The sequence below is a fragment of the Actinomadura sp. NBRC 104412 genome (genome assembly GCF_030269515.1).
GTDB lineage: Bacteria > Actinomycetota > Actinomycetes > Streptosporangiales > Streptosporangiaceae > Spirillospora.
Genome location: NZ_BSTM01000006.1, coordinates 164,002 through 178,277 on the forward strand (window position 1 = coordinate 164,002; position 14,276 = coordinate 178,277).

Annotated in this window: 13 protein-coding genes; 4 read left to right on the top strand and 9 right to left on the bottom strand. The window is 72.8% G+C overall.

Annotation, left to right across the window (positions count from 1 at the left end):
- The first annotated feature begins 169 nt into the window (after nucleotides 1-169).
- Nucleotides 170-1,873, top strand: coding sequence for an alkaline phosphatase D family protein (locus tag QSK21_RS10405; RefSeq protein WP_502871543.1), 1,704 nt, complete (start codon nucleotides 170-172; stop codon nucleotides 1,871-1,873).
- A gap of 44 nt (nucleotides 1,874-1,917) precedes the next feature.
- On the opposite strand, the gene QSK21_RS10410 is transcribed toward QSK21_RS10405, so the two are convergent.
- On the bottom strand, nucleotides 1,918-3,003 hold the full coding sequence (locus QSK21_RS10410) for an ATP-dependent DNA ligase (protein ID WP_285695270.1): 1,086 nt from the start codon (nucleotides 3,001-3,003) through the stop codon (nucleotides 1,918-1,920).
- A gap of 63 nt (nucleotides 3,004-3,066) precedes the next feature.
- Here QSK21_RS10410 and QSK21_RS10415 point away from each other — a divergent pair, with 63 nt between their 5' ends.
- Nucleotides 3,067-3,768: a dihydrofolate reductase family protein gene (locus QSK21_RS10415; protein WP_285695271.1), complete on the top strand. Its 702-nt coding sequence runs from the start codon at nucleotides 3,067-3,069 to the stop codon at nucleotides 3,766-3,768.
- Here the strand turns inward: QSK21_RS10415 and QSK21_RS10420 are convergent.
- Nucleotides 3,747-4,505 (bottom strand): pyrimidine reductase family protein, encoded by a 759-nt coding sequence (locus QSK21_RS10420; RefSeq protein ID WP_352231271.1) that lies wholly within the window; start codon nucleotides 4,503-4,505, stop codon nucleotides 3,747-3,749. The two genes, QSK21_RS10415 and QSK21_RS10420, sit on opposite strands and share 22 nt — an antisense overlap.
- A gap of 222 nt (nucleotides 4,506-4,727) precedes the next feature.
- On the opposite strand from QSK21_RS10420, the gene QSK21_RS10425 reads away from it, so the two are divergent.
- Nucleotides 4,728-5,084, top strand: coding sequence for a hypothetical protein (locus QSK21_RS10425; RefSeq protein ID WP_285695273.1), 357 nt, complete (start codon nucleotides 4,728-4,730; stop codon nucleotides 5,082-5,084).
- Nucleotides 5,085-5,098: 14 nt separating this feature from the next.
- Here the strand turns inward: QSK21_RS10425 and glgX are convergent, their stop codons facing one another.
- From glgX to QSK21_RS10455, 6 genes are all read right to left on the bottom strand, one after another.
- Nucleotides 5,099-7,210, bottom strand: coding sequence for a glycogen debranching protein GlgX (gene glgX / locus QSK21_RS10430; RefSeq protein ID WP_285695274.1), 2,112 nt, complete (start codon nucleotides 7,208-7,210; stop codon nucleotides 5,099-5,101).
- A 42-nt stretch (nucleotides 7,211-7,252) separates the two neighbouring features.
- On the bottom strand, nucleotides 7,253-7,720 hold the full coding sequence (locus tag QSK21_RS10435; protein WP_285695275.1) for an ATP-binding protein: 468 nt from the start codon (nucleotides 7,718-7,720) through the stop codon (nucleotides 7,253-7,255).
- A gap of 168 nt (nucleotides 7,721-7,888) precedes the next feature.
- Entirely contained in the window at nucleotides 7,889-8,389 is a 501-nt protein-coding gene (locus QSK21_RS10440; protein WP_285695401.1) for a GNAT family N-acetyltransferase, read from the bottom strand.
- Between the two features lie 34 nt (nucleotides 8,390-8,423).
- Nucleotides 8,424-8,987: a DUF4262 domain-containing protein gene (locus QSK21_RS10445; protein WP_285695276.1), complete on the bottom strand. Its 564-nt coding sequence runs from the start codon at nucleotides 8,985-8,987 to the stop codon at nucleotides 8,424-8,426.
- Between the two features lie 101 nt (nucleotides 8,988-9,088).
- Nucleotides 9,089-10,273 (bottom strand): mandelate racemase/muconate lactonizing enzyme family protein, encoded by a 1,185-nt coding sequence (locus QSK21_RS10450; RefSeq protein WP_285695277.1) that lies wholly within the window; start codon nucleotides 10,271-10,273, stop codon nucleotides 9,089-9,091.
- A gap of 20 nt (nucleotides 10,274-10,293) precedes the next feature.
- A complete protein-coding gene (locus QSK21_RS10455) occupies nucleotides 10,294-11,475 on the bottom strand; it encodes a M24 family metallopeptidase (RefSeq protein ID WP_285695278.1) in 1,182 nt (393 codons plus the stop codon).
- A 72-nt stretch (nucleotides 11,476-11,547) separates the two neighbouring features.
- On the opposite strand from QSK21_RS10455, the gene QSK21_RS10460 reads away from it, so the two are divergent.
- Nucleotides 11,548-12,513, top strand: a complete 966-nt coding sequence (locus tag QSK21_RS10460) for a LysR family transcriptional regulator (RefSeq protein WP_285695279.1) — start codon at nucleotides 11,548-11,550, stop codon at nucleotides 12,511-12,513.
- On the opposite strand, the gene QSK21_RS10465 is transcribed toward QSK21_RS10460, so the two are convergent.
- Nucleotides 12,473-14,059 (bottom strand): FAD-binding oxidoreductase, encoded by a 1,587-nt coding sequence (locus QSK21_RS10465; RefSeq protein WP_285695280.1) that lies wholly within the window; start codon nucleotides 14,057-14,059, stop codon nucleotides 12,473-12,475. The two genes, QSK21_RS10460 and QSK21_RS10465, sit on opposite strands and share 41 nt — an antisense overlap.
- Between the last annotated feature and the right edge of the window lie 217 nt (nucleotides 14,060-14,276).

Genomic DNA, 14,276 nt, shown 5'->3' on the forward strand with positions numbered 1-14,276 from the left:
TGCGCCTTGAATGTCCCTGAACGTCCTGCAACGGCCCGTCGGCGCGCCCGTGATCGTGAAATATCGGGTTTGTTGGAGCACTGGTTATCTGCACGGAACGTCGTGTCCACCGTGCCGGGTGACGCTTCTGGCGATCATCATCGAGCGCTGGAAGGGATCACCACCCGCCATGACCGAGGTCTCCCGTACGCTCAACCGCAGATCGTTCCTCATCACCACCGGTTTGGCGGCCGGCTCCGCCGCCGTCGTTCCCGCCGCCATCCCTGGTGCCGCCCCCGCCCTCGCCGCCCACCGCGGCGGCGCCCTTCTCTCCGACCCGTTCACCCTGGGCGTCGCCTCCGGCGACCCGGACCACGAGGGCTTCGTGATCTGGACCCGGCTGGCGCTCCAGCCGCTGGCCGAGGACGGACTGGGCGGCATGCCGGGCAACGCCTTCGAGGTGGCCTGGGAGGTCGCCTCCGACGAGCGGTTCCGCCGGATCGAGCGTCGCGGCACCGCCCTCGCTCGTCCCGAGTCCGCGCACAGCGTGCACGTCGAGCTGAAGGGACTGCGGCACGGACGCGAGTACTGGTACCGGTTCCGCGTCGGAAACCACGTCTCCCCGGTCGGACGGGCCTTGACCGCGACCCGTCCCGACTCGCTGGGCCCGGACCTGCTGATGGCCTTCGTCTCCTGCTCCCAGTACGAGCACGGCCTGTTCACCGCGTACCGGCGGCTCGCCGAAGAGCACCCCGACCTGATCCTGCACCTGGGCGACTACCAGTACGAGTACCGGGCGGGCGTCTACACCATCCCCGGCGGCAACGTCCGCGACCACGCGGGACCGGAGACCGTCACCCTCGCCACCTACCGGCAGCGGCACGCCCAGTACAAGTCCGACCCCGACCTTCAGGCCGCGCACCAGGCCGCGCCCTGGCTGGTGGTGTGGGACGACCACGAGACCGAGAACAACTGGGCCGGCGACATCCCCGAGGCGAACTCCGACACGCCCGATCCCGCCGCGTTCCGGGAGCGCCGCGCCGCCGCGTTCAAGGCGTACTACGAGAACATGCCGCTGCGCCGCGGCTCGGTGCCCCACGGCCCGGACATGCAGCTCTACCGCCGCGTCCGGTGGGGCCGCCTGGTCAACTTCCACATGCTCGACACCCGCCAGTACCGCGACGACCAAGCCTGCGGCGACGGCTACAAGGACTGCCCCGCCGCCGTCGACCCGGCCCGCTCGATCACCGGCGAGGCCCAGGAGAAGTGGCTGCTGGACGGGTTCCGCCGCTCCGCCGCCCGCTGGGACATCCTCGGCCAGCAGGTGTTCTTCACCCAGCGCGACAACAACGCGGGCCCCCTCAAGGTCACCAGCATGGACTCCTGGGACGGCTACGTGGCCTCCCGGAACCGCATCACCAAGGGCTGGGTGGACGCCGGTGTCCGCAACGCCGTCGTGCTGACCGGCGACGTCCACGCGCACTGGGCCGCCGACATCAAGGCGGACTTCGACGACCCCGACTCGGCCACCATCGGGTCCGAGCTGGTCTGCACCTCCATCACCAGCGGCGGCGACGGCGCCGACTCCGACCCCGCCACCCACCCGTTCCTCCAGATCAACAAGCACCTGCGCTTCCACAACAACCAGCGCGGCTACGTGATCAGCCGGATCGGCAGGAAGGAGATGCGCTCGGACTTCAAGACGCTTCCCACCGTCAGGACCGCCGACGCGCAGGCCACCACCAAGGCCACCTTCGTCATCGAGGACCGCGTCCCCGGTCTTGAGCAGACCTATCTGCGGCCCCTGCCGCGGTCGGCCGCGCCGAAGGCCGCGGCGAAGTCCGACGAGCAGATCATCCGGGAGACCATCGAGAACGAGACCCGCAGGCCCTGACCCGTCCCGGCCCCGTCCCCCGCCTCCGGGGCACGGGGCCGGGCCTACTGATGCTGATGCGGGCCGGCGAAGATGTCGTCCAGGTCGTAGTCGACCGGCACCTCAAGCTGGTCGTAGGTGCAGGACTCCGGGGTGCGGTCGGGGCGCCAGCGGCGGAACCGCGCGGTGTGCCGGATGCGCTCGCCCTCCATGCCCTCGTAGGCGACCTCGGCCACCAGCTCGGGACGCAGGGCCACCCAGCTCAGATCCTTCTTGCCGGTCCAGCGGGAGACCGCGCCCGGCATCCGGTCGCCGGTGGCCTCCGGGTCGGCCTGGCGGGCCCAGTTCTCCCAGGGATGGCCGGTGTAGTCCCGCATCCGGTAGGGCTCGAGCTCCTCGACGAGCTCGGCGCGGCGCTTCATCGTGAACGACGCCGCGACCCCGACGTGCTGGAGACGGCCCTCGGAGTCGTAGAGGCCGAGCAGCAGCGAGCCCACGATCGGCCCGGACTTGTGCCACCGGAAGCCCGCCACCACGCAGTCGGCGGTGCGCTCGTGCTTGACCTTGAACAGCACCCGCCTGTCGGGCTCGTAGACCAGGTCGAGCGGCTTGGCGATCACGCCGTCCAGGCCGGCGCCCTCGAACTCCTCGAACCAGCGCAGCGCCGTCTCGTAGGAGTCGGACGCGGGCGTGACATGGATCGGCGCGTTCACCGACCCCAGCGTGTCGACCAGCCGCCGCCGCCGCTCGCCCAGCGGCACCTCCATCAGCGACTCGTCGCCCAGGGCCAGCAGGTCGAAGGCGATGAAGGACGCCGGGATCTGCTCGGAGAGCAGCTTGATCCGGGACGCGGCCGGGTGGATGCGCCACTGGAGCCGCTCGAAGTCGAGCTGCGAGCCGTTGCGCAGCACGATCTCGCCGTCCACGACGCAGCGCTCGGGCAGCTCCCGCTTGACCGCCTCGACGAGCTCGGGGAAGTAACGGGTCAGCGGGCGCTCGCCGCGGCTGGACAGCTCCACCTCGTCGCCGTCGCGGAACACGATGCACCGGAAGCCGTCCCACTTCGGCTCGTACAGCACATCGCCCTTGGGCATGGTCTTGACCGCCTTGGCCAGCATGGGCGACAGCGGCGGGCTGATCGGCAGGTCCATGGCCCCATCTTGCTCCCTACCACTGACGATGTGCCTTCCCGGGGCGCCCTAAGATCCGTTCTCATGCGCCGACTGCTGCCCGAGCCCCCCGCCCGCACCGACCCGTGGGAGGCGTACGCGGACGTCCCGGGCGTGCGCGTCGGCATGGTGATGAGCGTGGACGGCTCGGCCACCGACGCCGAGGGCTGGACCGACGGGCTGGGCGGGGAGGCCGACTTCCGGGTGTTCCGGACGCTGCGGGCGCTGGCGGACGTGATCCTGGTCGGCGCCGGAACCGCCCGCACCGGCAGGCTCGGCCCGGCACGGCTGGGGAGCGGGCTGCGGCACCGGCGCGGCGGCCCGCCCGCGCCGATCGCGGTGGTGAGCCGGTCGCTGGACCTGGACTGGACGCTGCCGCTGTTCACCGCGGCCGAGACCCCGACGATCGTGGTGACCTCGCGGGCCGCCGCCGCGGCGTCCCGCACCCCCGAGGCGGTGCGGGTCGTGACGGCGGGGGAGGAGGACGTCGATCTTCGGGCGGGCGTGCGCGCCCTCCGGGCCGAGTATCCGAGGCTGTTGTGCGAGGGCGGGCCGTCGCTGGTCGGCTCCCTGCTCAGAAAGGGTCTGGTGGACGAGCTGTGCCTCAGCGTCGCCCCGACCCTCCTGGGCGGCGACCACCACACCCGGCTCGTGAGCGGGCTCCCCGCCGAGGTCGCGCTGGATCCCGCCGCCGTCTACCTGGACGAGGGCGTGCTGTTCCTGCGTTACGCCGTCGCCCGTACGTAGCGGAGGAAGAGGAAGCCCTCGTCCTCTGCGTCCACGAGGGCGTGGACCAGGCGCAGCCCGGCGCGGGCGCCGGGAAGGGGAGGCCCGTTCAGGACGCGCTGAGAGGCGCCCGCCGCCAGGACGGGGCTCAGCGTCAGGCACAGCTCGTCCAGCAGGCCCGCCGCCGCGATCTGCGCGAGGACATGCGGCCCGCCCTCGCAGAGCAGCCGCCTGTACCCGCGTTCGGCCATCTGGGCGAACGCGGAGCCGAAGTCGACGCTTCCGGTGCCCGCGACGATGACCTCGGCGCGCTCGCGGGCGGCTTCGAGCCGCGCCGGGTCGGCGCCCTGGACGGTCAGCACCATCGTCGCGGCATCGGGGGCGGCCTCGGTGAAGATGGGGGAGCCGAAGTCGAGGTCGAGCGACCTCGACACGATGGCGATCGCGGGCGTGGCGGGGCGTCCCTCGCGCAGCCGCCCCCAGGACGGGCCGGGACGGGCCGGGCCGTAGCCCTCCGCCCGAACCGTCCCGGCTCCCACGACGACCGCGTCGCACAGCCCGCGGAGCAAGGCGAACAACTCCCGGTCGGCCGCGCAGCCGAGGCCCCCGCTGCGTCCTTCCAGGGCGGCGGCGCCGTCCGCGCTCGCGATCATGTTCGCCCGCACCCATGTCCCGTCCCGGGACGCGCCGGGCGGGTAGGCGTAGGCCGCGGCCACGTCGACCGTGCTCGGATCAGGGGACAGCCGCCGCATCCGCATGCGCGTCAAGCTACTGCACCCGGCCCCCGCGCCGAGGATCCGTGTACGCAACGGTCACATTTCATAACGGTCTGTGGTGCGTTCCGTGCGTTTCCGGCATGTCGGTGGACGGTTGGGAGGACACTACGGCCAGGGGACGGACAACCGCACCGAAGGGGGAACGGGGTGGAGTTCGTGGCGCTCGGCGCCTGGATTCTCGCCGCTGTGGGAGGAACGCGTCTGATGGCCGCCCGGACGGCGCAGGGGGGGCTGTTCCGGCATCCGACGAAGGTGACGCCCTTCCCGTTGCTGGTCACGGTGGGACATCCCGCCGCGGCGATGGTCGGGCTGGCGGCATGGGTCGCCCTCCTGGTGACGGGGCGGTCCTGGTGCGCCTGGGTGGCCTTCGCCGCCCTGGTCGTCGTCATCATCGAGGGGTTCATGCTGTTCACCCGCTGGCTCGTGGGCCAGACCGGCGGGCGCCACGCCAAGGGCACCGACGAGGTCTTCCCCGCCACGGCCGTCGCCGTCCACGGCATCGCGGCGGCGGCGACGCTCGTGCTGGTGTTCCTGACCGCCATCCGCGTCGGGACCGGGTGAGGCCGCCGCGGGCGTCAGGCGACGCGGCGGAGCACGGTGAGGGACCGGTCGGCGACGGTGACCTGGTCGCGCGCCTTGACCCGTGGCCGTTCGCCGGTGGCGCGCGGGTCGGCGGTGTCCAGCGTGAACTCCCAGCGCTCCCCGTACTCCGCGCCGGGCAGGACGAAGTCCACCGGCTCGGAATGCGCGTTGAACAGCAGCAGGAACGAGTCGTCCTCGATCGGGCGGCCGCGCGGGTCGGGCTCGGTGATCGCGTCGCCGTTGAGGAACACCCCGAGCGACTTGGCGAACCCGGCCTGCCAGTCGTGGTCGGTCATCGGCTCGCCCGCGGGGGTGAGCCAGGCGATGTCCGGCGCGTCCCCGGCGGGGCCGCCGGCGCCGCCGGTGAAGAAGCGGCGGCGGCGGAACACGGGGTGGTCGCGGCGCAGCCGCGACAGGGCCCGGACGAACTCCAGCTCGGTCTCGGCGATGTCGCCGTCCCAGTCGACCCAGGAGATCTCGTTGTCCTGGCAGTAGGCGTTGTTGTTGCCCCGCTGCGTACGGCCCAGCTCGTCGCCGTGCGACAGCATCGGCACGCCCTGGCTCAGGAACAGCGTGGTCAGGAAGTTGCGCTTCTGCCGTTCCCGCAGCTCGATGATCGCCGGGTCGGACGTCGGACCCTCGGCGCCACAGTTCCAGGAGCGGTTGTCGTCGCTGCCGTCCCGGTTGCCCTCGCCGTTGGCCTCGTTGTGCTTGGCCTCGTAGGACACCAGGTCGTGCAGTGTGAACCCGTCGTGGCAGGTCACGAAGTTGATCGAGGCGAACGGGCGGCGGGAGCCGTGCTCGTACAGGTCGCTGGAGCCGGTCAGCCGCGACGCGAACTCCGGCAGCACGCCCGGGCGGCCCCGCCAGTAGTCCCGGACGGTGTCGCGGTACTTGCCGTTCCACTCGGTCCACAGCGGCGGGAAGTTGCCGACCTGGTAGCCGCCCTCCCCCACGTCCCACGGCTCGGCGATCAGCTTGACCTGGGACACCACCGGGTCCTGCTGGACCAGGTCGAAGAAGGCCGCCAGCCGGTCCACGTCGTGCAGCTCCCGGGCCAGCGCCGAGGCCAGGTCGAAGCGGAACCCGTCGACGTGCATCTCCAGCACCCAGTACCGCAGCGAGTCCATGATCAACTGGAGCGCGTGCGGGCTGCGCACGTTCAGCGAGTTGCCGCAGCCGGTGTAGTCGAGGTGGTAGCGCTTGTCGTCGTCGCGCAGGCGGTAGTACGCGGCGTTGTCGATGCCGCGGAACGACAGCGTCGGCCCCAGGTGGTCGCCCTCGGCGGTGTGGTTGTAGACCACGTCGAGGATCACCTCGATGCCCGCCGCGTGCAGCGCCCGGACCATCGCCTTGAACTCCAGCACCTGCTCGCCGCGCTGCCCCGACGAGCTGTAGGCGTTGTGCGGGGCCAGGTAGCCCAGGGTGTTGTAGCCCCAGTAGTTGGTCAGACCGCGCGCCACCAGGGCGTGCTCGGGGACGAACTGGTGCACCGGCATCAGCTCGACCGCCGTCACCCCGAGATCGGTGAAATGGTCGATCATCACCGGGTGGGCCAGCCCCGCGTAGGTGCCGCGCTGCTCCTCGGGGATCGCCGGGTGCAGCCTGGTCAGCCCCTTCACGTGCGCCTCGTAGATGAGGCTCTCGTGGTACGGGACGCGCGGCGGCCGGTCGTCCCCCCAGTCGAAGAACGGGTTCACCACCACGTTCTTGGGCATGTGGGGCGCGCTGTCGTCGGTGTTCAGGACATCCGGGTCGGGAAACCGGTAGGAGAACAGCGACTCGTGCCACCGGATCGCGCCCTCGACGGCCTTGGCGTACGGGTCGAGCACGAGCTTGGACGGGTTGCACCGGTGGCCCTCACGCGGATCGTACGGGCCGTGCACGCGGTAGCCGTACCGCTGGCCGGGGCCGACGCCCGGCAGGTAGCCGTGCCAGACGAACCCGTCGACCTCCGGCAGGACGATGCGCCGCTCCCGCCCCTCGTCGTCGAACAGGCACAGCTCCACCCGCTGCGCGACCTCGGAGAACAGGGCGAAGTTGGTCCCGGTGCCGTCCCATGTGGCGCCCAGGGGGTACGCCTCACCGGGCCACACCTCCTGCATCTGTTCACCTCTCGGCTCCGTCGTGGCGTGAGCCTTTGATTCCTACCCGCCTGCCTGTGGCACGGTACACCCCGGCCAGGGGAACTCCGCCCACACGACGGTGCCGGACCCACGGCGCTCGGCTCCCCAGGCCAGGCTGAGGGCGTCCACCACCTGCAGCCCGCGCCCGCTCTCGCCGTCGTCGCCGGGGCGGGTGAGCCGCGGCGTGCCCGGTCCGCCCTGGTCGGCCAGCTCAAGCCGGAGCAGCCCGCCGCCGGTGAGGAGGGTCATGGTGACATGGCCGTGGCCGTTCTCGCGGGACGGGTGCCCGGACCGGGAGTGCCGGACGGCGTTGGTGAACAGCTCGCTGGCCACGACGGTGAGCTCGTACAGGCCGGGGAAGCCGGGGCCGAGCAGGGCGCGCGCGTACCGGCGCACCAGGCACGCGGCCGGCTCGATGCCGGGAAGGACGACGGAGCCGAGGACGGTGAGGGGGAGGTCCAGGGGAACGTCTTCCGCTTGGGATGACACGCGCCGTCTCCTTTCCGTGAGCGGGCTCCTGGGAGGGACCGGCCCACCACGAAGTACGTCCGGCCGGGGGGGTTCGCGTCGCGTCGGAGGCCGAAAACTTCCACCTATGCGGACCCTGCCGTCTCTTGACATCAAGATGACTGTGCGGAGAACCGGCCGTCCCGCGCGTCACTCCGAACGATCCGCGTCACTCCAGACGATCTCGTCCCCGGAGCGCTCATCCGTCGGCCGCAGCCCGGCGCGGCGGGCGACGGCGGCCGACGCCAGGTTGTCCGGGTGGATGCTGGCGACGATGTCGCGGACGCCGTTGTGGCGCAGCCAGTCCACCAGGCCGCGGGCGGCCTCGGTGGCGAAGCCGAACCCCTGGTAGGGCATCCCGATCACCCATGCCACCGCGGCGCGCGGGCCGCCGTCCCCGGACATCACCGTGGCCTGGACGGTGCCCACGGCCTGCCCGTCCCGGCGGCGGCGCACGATCCAGTTGAGCCAGCGCTCCCCGTGGTAGGGGGAGGGACCGGCGACCAGGCGCTCGTACCTGGCGCGCAGCTCCTCCAGCGTGAGCGGTTCGCCGCCGATGTAGCGGTGCAGCCGGATGTCGTCGAGGACCGCCGCCATCTCCTCGGCATGGTGGACGCCCAGCGGCTCCAGCCGCAGGCGCGTCGTCTCGATGGTCTTCGTGGTCCCGTCCCCGCCCCTGTCGCCGTCAGATCGCCTGCACCGCGAGCCGCCGGGTCCACGTACCTTCCGGGTGACGCTGGGGGTCCACCCACAGCGCGGGCTGGGCACGGCGGTACACGCCGCCGGCCCCCGCGTCCCAGGGGAAGAGGCCCTGCGGGTCCGGCCACACTACCTGGAGGAACGGGATGGGGGTGCGCCGGTAGAACGCCAGGGCACCGCCGAAGGCGGCCTCGTACCAGAGCGGGCCGGCGGCGCGGAACACCACAGGCCAGCCGCGCAGGACGTCCTCGCGCCGCTCGCCGTCGCCGGGCGCCCGCCCCTCGGCGGCCTGCCGTCCGAGCGTGTTGAGGATCTCCTCCATCTCGTAGACGTCGCCGCCGAACATCGCCAGCTCGGGGGAGTCGTGACTGTGCCAGAGCCCGATGGTGTAGGCCCAGCCGGGGCCCGCGTCGGTGGCGGGGATCAGTACCACGCTCCAGCCGTACTGGGTGACGTGGACGATGGTGCGGAGCTGGAAGTTGTCGAGCCGGTCGCGGTCGCCGTAGTCATGGCAGATGATGCAGGCGCATGCGGGACGGCCGTCGGGCATGTCGTCCAGCTTACGGCGGGTTGATCGCCGGTCGGCGATCACCGTGCCCGCGGCGCCCGGACCCCCCCCAGCGGGGTGCAAATTGCGACGAAAATGGCAGGTCAGCGCTTTGGCAGTGCCGGCGCCGCCGTCAGGACGTTCCCGTCGTGGAAGCCGAAGGCCGCCCCCTCGGAACGGTACAAATCCGCGTAGGTCTCCACCCGGTCGCGATCCAGCTCGACACCCAGACCCGGCCCCGTGGGCACAGAAATCTCACCGTTGAGATAGCCGTCCACCCCGCCGCCGAACCCCCGGGTGACGTCGTCGGCGAGGAGCGCCCCGTACCCCTGGTTGGCGTACCGGAAGGTGGGCGTGGCGGCGATGACGTGGACGGCGGCGGCCAAGGCCACCCCCAGCTCGCCCAGGCTGTGCTTGACCACCGGCAGGCCGGCGGCCTCGCAGATGCCGGCCGAGCGCTTGAGGTTGAGCAGGCCGCCGTCCATCTGGTTGTCCGCCGACAGCACGTCGGCGGCGCCCGCGCGAATCACGGCGAGCTGGTCCTGCCGGGTCCAGCTCGCCTCGTTGGCCAGCAGCGGCGTGCCCACCCTGGCGCGCACGTAGGCCATCTCGTCGAGGTTGCGCCCCGACACCGGCTGCTCGACCAGCTCAAGCCCGTACCGCTCCAGCTCGCTGATCATCCGTATCGCGGTGCCCGGCGACCACGCCTCGTTGGCGTCCACCCGCAGCAGCGCGTCCGGCCCCGCGCCCGAGCGCAGCGCCTCCACCCGTTCCAGGTCGCGCCGCGGATCGTCGGCGCCGACCTTCAGGTAGCAGGTGGAGAAGCCGGCCGCCGTCGCCCGCTTGGCCTCGGCCTCCACCTCGGCGGGCTCGGCGCGGGCCACGTAGTAGAAGAACGCGACGCTGTCCCGGAACCGGCCGCCGAGCAGGTTCACCAGCGGCTGCCCGCTCACCTTGCCCAGGATGTCCCAGCACGCCGTCTCCACCGCGGCGATGGCCGGGCTGGTCATCCTGACGTGATGCCAGGTGCCGACCAGGTCGATCCGGCGGGCCAGCGCCTCGATCCGTAGCGGGTCCGCGCCCACCACCAGCGGCTCGATGCCGCGCAGCACCGCCAGCACCACGTCCGCCGACGGGTAGGCCGACGCCTCGCCCAGGCCGGTGACGCCCTCGTCGGTCTCCACCTCGATCAGGACGCTCACCTGGCCGCGGCGGCGCCCGAACGCCCAGATCTCGTCGGTGCGGAACGGCACCGCCACCGGGGTGGCGCGCAGCGCGGTGATGCGCATGGGTCTCTCCTGTCCAGGGGTCAGGCCGCGACCAGCAGGCCGCGGGACGTGCCGGTGAGCGGTTCGGCTCCGGTGTCGGTCACCAGCGCGGTGTCGGAGAGGGCGTGCCCGGCGGGACGGGTCACCCACGACATCAGATGGAAGGTCATCCCCGGCACGATCTCCGTACGCCCGTCCGGCCGGATGCCCAGCACCTCGCCGCCGCCCACCCAGCTCGGCGGGAACCCGATCCCCACCAGGTAGCCGCAGTGGTGCCGGGACGGCCGGGCGCCGGACGAGCGGTCCGCGACCGCGCGCTGCCACGCCGCGTACACCTCGCCGGTCACGGCGCCGGGCCGCAGCGCCTCCAGCGCCGCCTCGAACCCGGCGGACGCGGCGGCGTGCGCCTCCCGTCCCTCGTCCGGGACGTCCCCCAGGTACAGGGTGCGGCTCATGGGCGCGTGGTAGCGGCGCACGCATCCCGACAGCTCGATGAACAGGCCGTCGCCCTCGCGCAGCTCGCGCTCGCCCCAGGAGACGTGCTCCTGGTCCAGCATCGACAGCGGGCGGATCAGCGGCTCGAACCCCGGCTGCCGGCCGCCCGAGGCGAGCATCGCGTGCCAGATCGCCGTGGCCACCTGCCGCTCGGCCACCCCGGGACGGGCGGTCGCGAGCCCGGCGTCCATGGCCGCCCGCGACACCCGCGCCGCCGCCCGCGTGTGCTCCACCTCGGCGGGGGACTTGACCGCGCGCATCCCCGCCAGCATCGCCGTGGCGTCCAGCCACCTGCGGTGCCGCAGCGCCAGCCGCAGCCTGCCCCGGATGGACGGCGGGAAGAACATCGACTCGTCCTCGATCGCCAGCGATCCGCCGCGGGGGACCAGCTCGGCGATGGCGGCCGTCGCGGCCACCGCCGGGTCCTCGCCGTCGTGGAAGGTCAGATGGCGGCACCACGGCAACTGGGTGCGCACGGTGGCGCGTTCCATGTCCCGCGTCACCACGATCGGCGCCCCCTCGGCCGGCACGACCAGCAGCGTGAACGCGAAGTAGCCGAGATGGTCGAGACCGGTCAGGTAGTAGATGTTCTCCGGGCCGGCCACGGCGACCGCCGCGATGCCGCGCGCCGCCATCCTCGCGCGCAGCCCCGCGATCCTCGTGCCGTGCTCGATGCCGCCCGTCGCGGCGGTGGAACGCGCCGCGACCTGCGAGGTCTCCGCTGTCATGGGACCAGGGTGCGGCACCGGAACCGCTCAGCACCAGTAACGATTTCTGCGGTGAGTCGTTAATCTCACTACATGTTCGACGTGCATCGCCTGCGGCTTCTGCGGGAGCTGTCCAGGCACGGGACGATCGCGGAGACGGCGCGGATGTGCTCGCTGACGCCCTCCGCGGTCTCGCAGCAGCTCTCGGCCCTGGAACGGGAGGTGGGCACGCCGCTGTTCCTCCGTGACGGCCGCCGGCTGGCGTTCACCGAGGCCGCCCGCGTCCTGGTCGAGCACACCGAGCGGATCCTCGCCGAGCTGGAGGAGGCCCGCGCCCACGTCGCGGAGCTCACCTCCGCCGTGGGCGGCACGTTGCGGCTCGGCGCCTTCCCGACCGCCGCCCGCGCCCTGGTGCCCACCGCCCTGGCCCGCTGCAAGGAGGCCCACCCCGACCTGCGGGTACGGCTGTCCGAGCACGAGACCGAAGGCGCGATCAGAGCCCTCACGTCGGGCCACCTCGACGCCGCGCTCATCTACGAGTACAACCTGCTGCCCAAGGTCCGCGAGACCGGCATCGAGACCGACGTCCTGTTCCGCGAGCCGTTGCTGGCGCTGGTTCCCGCCGATCTGCACACCGGGCCGGTGACGCTGTCGGAGCTGGCCGAGCAGCCCTGGATCGCCGCCCACAGCGACGACGCCCTGCACGCCATGTTCGAGCGCGCCTGCGGCCTGGCCGGGTTCGCGCCCCGCGTCGAGTACACCAGCAACGACTACACCGTGATCTTCGCGCTGGTCCGCGCCGGGCTCGGGGTGGCGCTGGTGCCGCGGCTCGCCGTGGAGGCGGTCGAGGGCGGCAGCCGCCTGTGCGAGATCGCCGACCTCCAGCTGTCCCGCACGGTGGCCGTCGCGGTCAGGGCGGGCAGCCGCCGCAACCCGCCGATCGCCGTCGTGCTGCAGGAGCTCAGGCATGCCGCGCACACCCTGTCGAGGGACCTCGCGCACCCGCCCGAGCCGGTCGTCAGCGACGGGGGCCGACGTCGATCAGCACGCCGGGGTTGAGAACGCCGTGCGGGTCGAGCGCCTCCTTGGCGGCGCGCAGGGCGAGCGCGAACGGCTCCGGGCGCTGCCGGTCGTACCCGGGACGGTGGTCGCGGCCCACGGCGTGGTGGTGGGTGATGGTGGCGCCGTGCGCGGCCAGCAGCTCGGACGCCGCCGCCTTGAGCTCGTCCCACATGGCGAGCTCGTCCCCCCGGCGGCCGGCCGCCACGACGGTGAAGTACGGGGCGGCGCCATCGGGGTAGGCGTGCGTCAGCCGGCAGTTGACCAGCCCCTCCGCGCCGGTGACCTCGCGGATCGCGGCGCCGACGCCGGTGCGCACCGCCTCGTACAGGGCGGGGAGCCGGTCCCAGGTGCACGCGGTCTCGAAGGTCTCGACGACGGCGCTCATCCTGGCCATGCCGTCCCGCTGGTACGGCATCCGCAGGAACGCCGAGCGCCAGGAGTCCACGGCCCGGTCGCGCCCCTCGCGGCGCTCGGCGGGCGTGCCGCCGTGCGCGCGGGCGACCTCGACGGCCTCCTCCAGCCTCCCCTCGACCGGGACACGGGCCGACTCGAAGCCGAGCACGAGCACCGCCCGGCCGTCCCGTCCGGCGCCCGACAGGGCGGCCTCGCCGGGGTCCAGCAGCCGGCAGTTCGCCGGGTTCAGATCCGCCTGGACGATCGCGCGCACCGCCTCGGCGCCCGCCGCGAACGAGCCGAAGGCCACCGACGCCGACGCCTTGCGGTCCGGCCGGTCCTGGAGCCGCATCCACGCCTCGGTGATGATCCCGAGCGTCCCCTCCGAGCCCAGGAACAGCCGGTCGGGTGAGGGGCCTGCGCCCGAGGCGGGCAGCCTCCAGGACTCGCCGACGCCCGCCGGGGTCACCACCCGCAGCGACTCGGCGAAGTCGTCGATGTGGGTGCGCAGCGTCGCGTAGTGACCGCCCGACCGGGTGGCCAGCCAGCCGCCCAGCGTGGAGAACTCGAAGCTTTGCGGGAAGTGCCGCAGCGTGAGCCCGTACGGCCTGAGCTGGTCCTCCAGATGCGGGCCGAGCACCCCGGCCTGGACGCGGGCGGCCCGGCTGACCTCGTCCACTTCCAGCACCGTGTCCAGCCGGGTCAGGTCGAGGGACATCACCGCCTCGTGCGCGTCACCGCGATACTCCACGCCGCCGACCACCGAGCTGCCGCCCCCGTACGGGACGACCGCCGTGCCCGTCGCGCCCGCCCAGTCCAGGAGGTCCACCACGTCCTGTTCGCGGGCGGGGCGCGCCACCAGGTCCGGCACGCGGCCGAGGTCGCCGCGCAGCGCCCGCACCACGTCCCGGTACGCCTTCCCGAGCGCGTGCGAGGCCCGGTCGTCCGGCGCCGTGGAGACCAGCGGCGCGAGCGACGCGGGAGGCGACACCCGCGGCTCGGGCAGCCTCAGGTCGCCGACGTCCGGCACCGGCAGGGGACGGGACGGCAGGCCGGGCAGCAGCGCGCCCAGCGCCACGCACTCCTCGTCCGTCATCGCGTCCTCGGCCCAACCCCAGCCCCACCAGGACCGCGTCTTCACGTCGCTCACGCCCGCATCCTGGCACCGCGCGGGCGGCGGCGTGAAGGGACGGCCGGAGCCGCGACGAACGAGCCGCGCCCGATGTACCCCTCCGGTGGCTTGAGCCACAACGGCCGTCCCGTACCCTGGTGACCGGGCCGCGGGCGGCGGGCCGGTTCCTCCTGAAGGGCCGGAGCGATCTCGTTCCCGCGGCGGATTGTCCGATGACCGTGAGGGCATACCTTCT

Coding starts and splice junctions, on each gene's coding strand:
- QSK21_RS10405 (WP_502871543.1), top strand. CDS start 170: ATGACCGAGGTCTCCCGTACGCTCAACCGCAGATCGTTCCTCATCACC.
- QSK21_RS10410 (WP_285695270.1), bottom strand. CDS start 3,003: ATGGACCTGCCGATCAGCCCGCCGCTGTCGCCCATGCTGGCCAAGGCG.
- QSK21_RS10415 (WP_285695271.1), top strand. CDS start 3,067: ATGCGCCGACTGCTGCCCGAGCCCCCCGCCCGCACCGACCCGTGGGAG.
- QSK21_RS10420 (WP_352231271.1), bottom strand. CDS start 4,505: ATGCGGATGCGGCGGCTGTCCCCTGATCCGAGCACGGTCGACGTGGCC.
- QSK21_RS10425 (WP_285695273.1), top strand. CDS start 4,728: ATGGCCGCCCGGACGGCGCAGGGGGGGCTGTTCCGGCATCCGACGAAG.
- glgX (WP_285695274.1), bottom strand. CDS start 7,210: ATGCAGGAGGTGTGGCCCGGTGAGGCGTACCCCCTGGGCGCCACATGG.
- QSK21_RS10445 (WP_285695276.1), bottom strand. CDS start 8,987: ATGCCCGACGGCCGTCCCGCATGCGCCTGCATCATCTGCCATGACTAC.
- QSK21_RS10450 (WP_285695277.1), bottom strand. CDS start 10,273: ATGCGCATCACCGCGCTGCGCGCCACCCCGGTGGCGGTGCCGTTCCGC.
- QSK21_RS10455 (WP_285695278.1), bottom strand. CDS start 11,475: ATGACAGCGGAGACCTCGCAGGTCGCGGCGCGTTCCACCGCCGCGACG.
- QSK21_RS10460 (WP_285695279.1), top strand. CDS start 11,548: ATGTTCGACGTGCATCGCCTGCGGCTTCTGCGGGAGCTGTCCAGGCAC.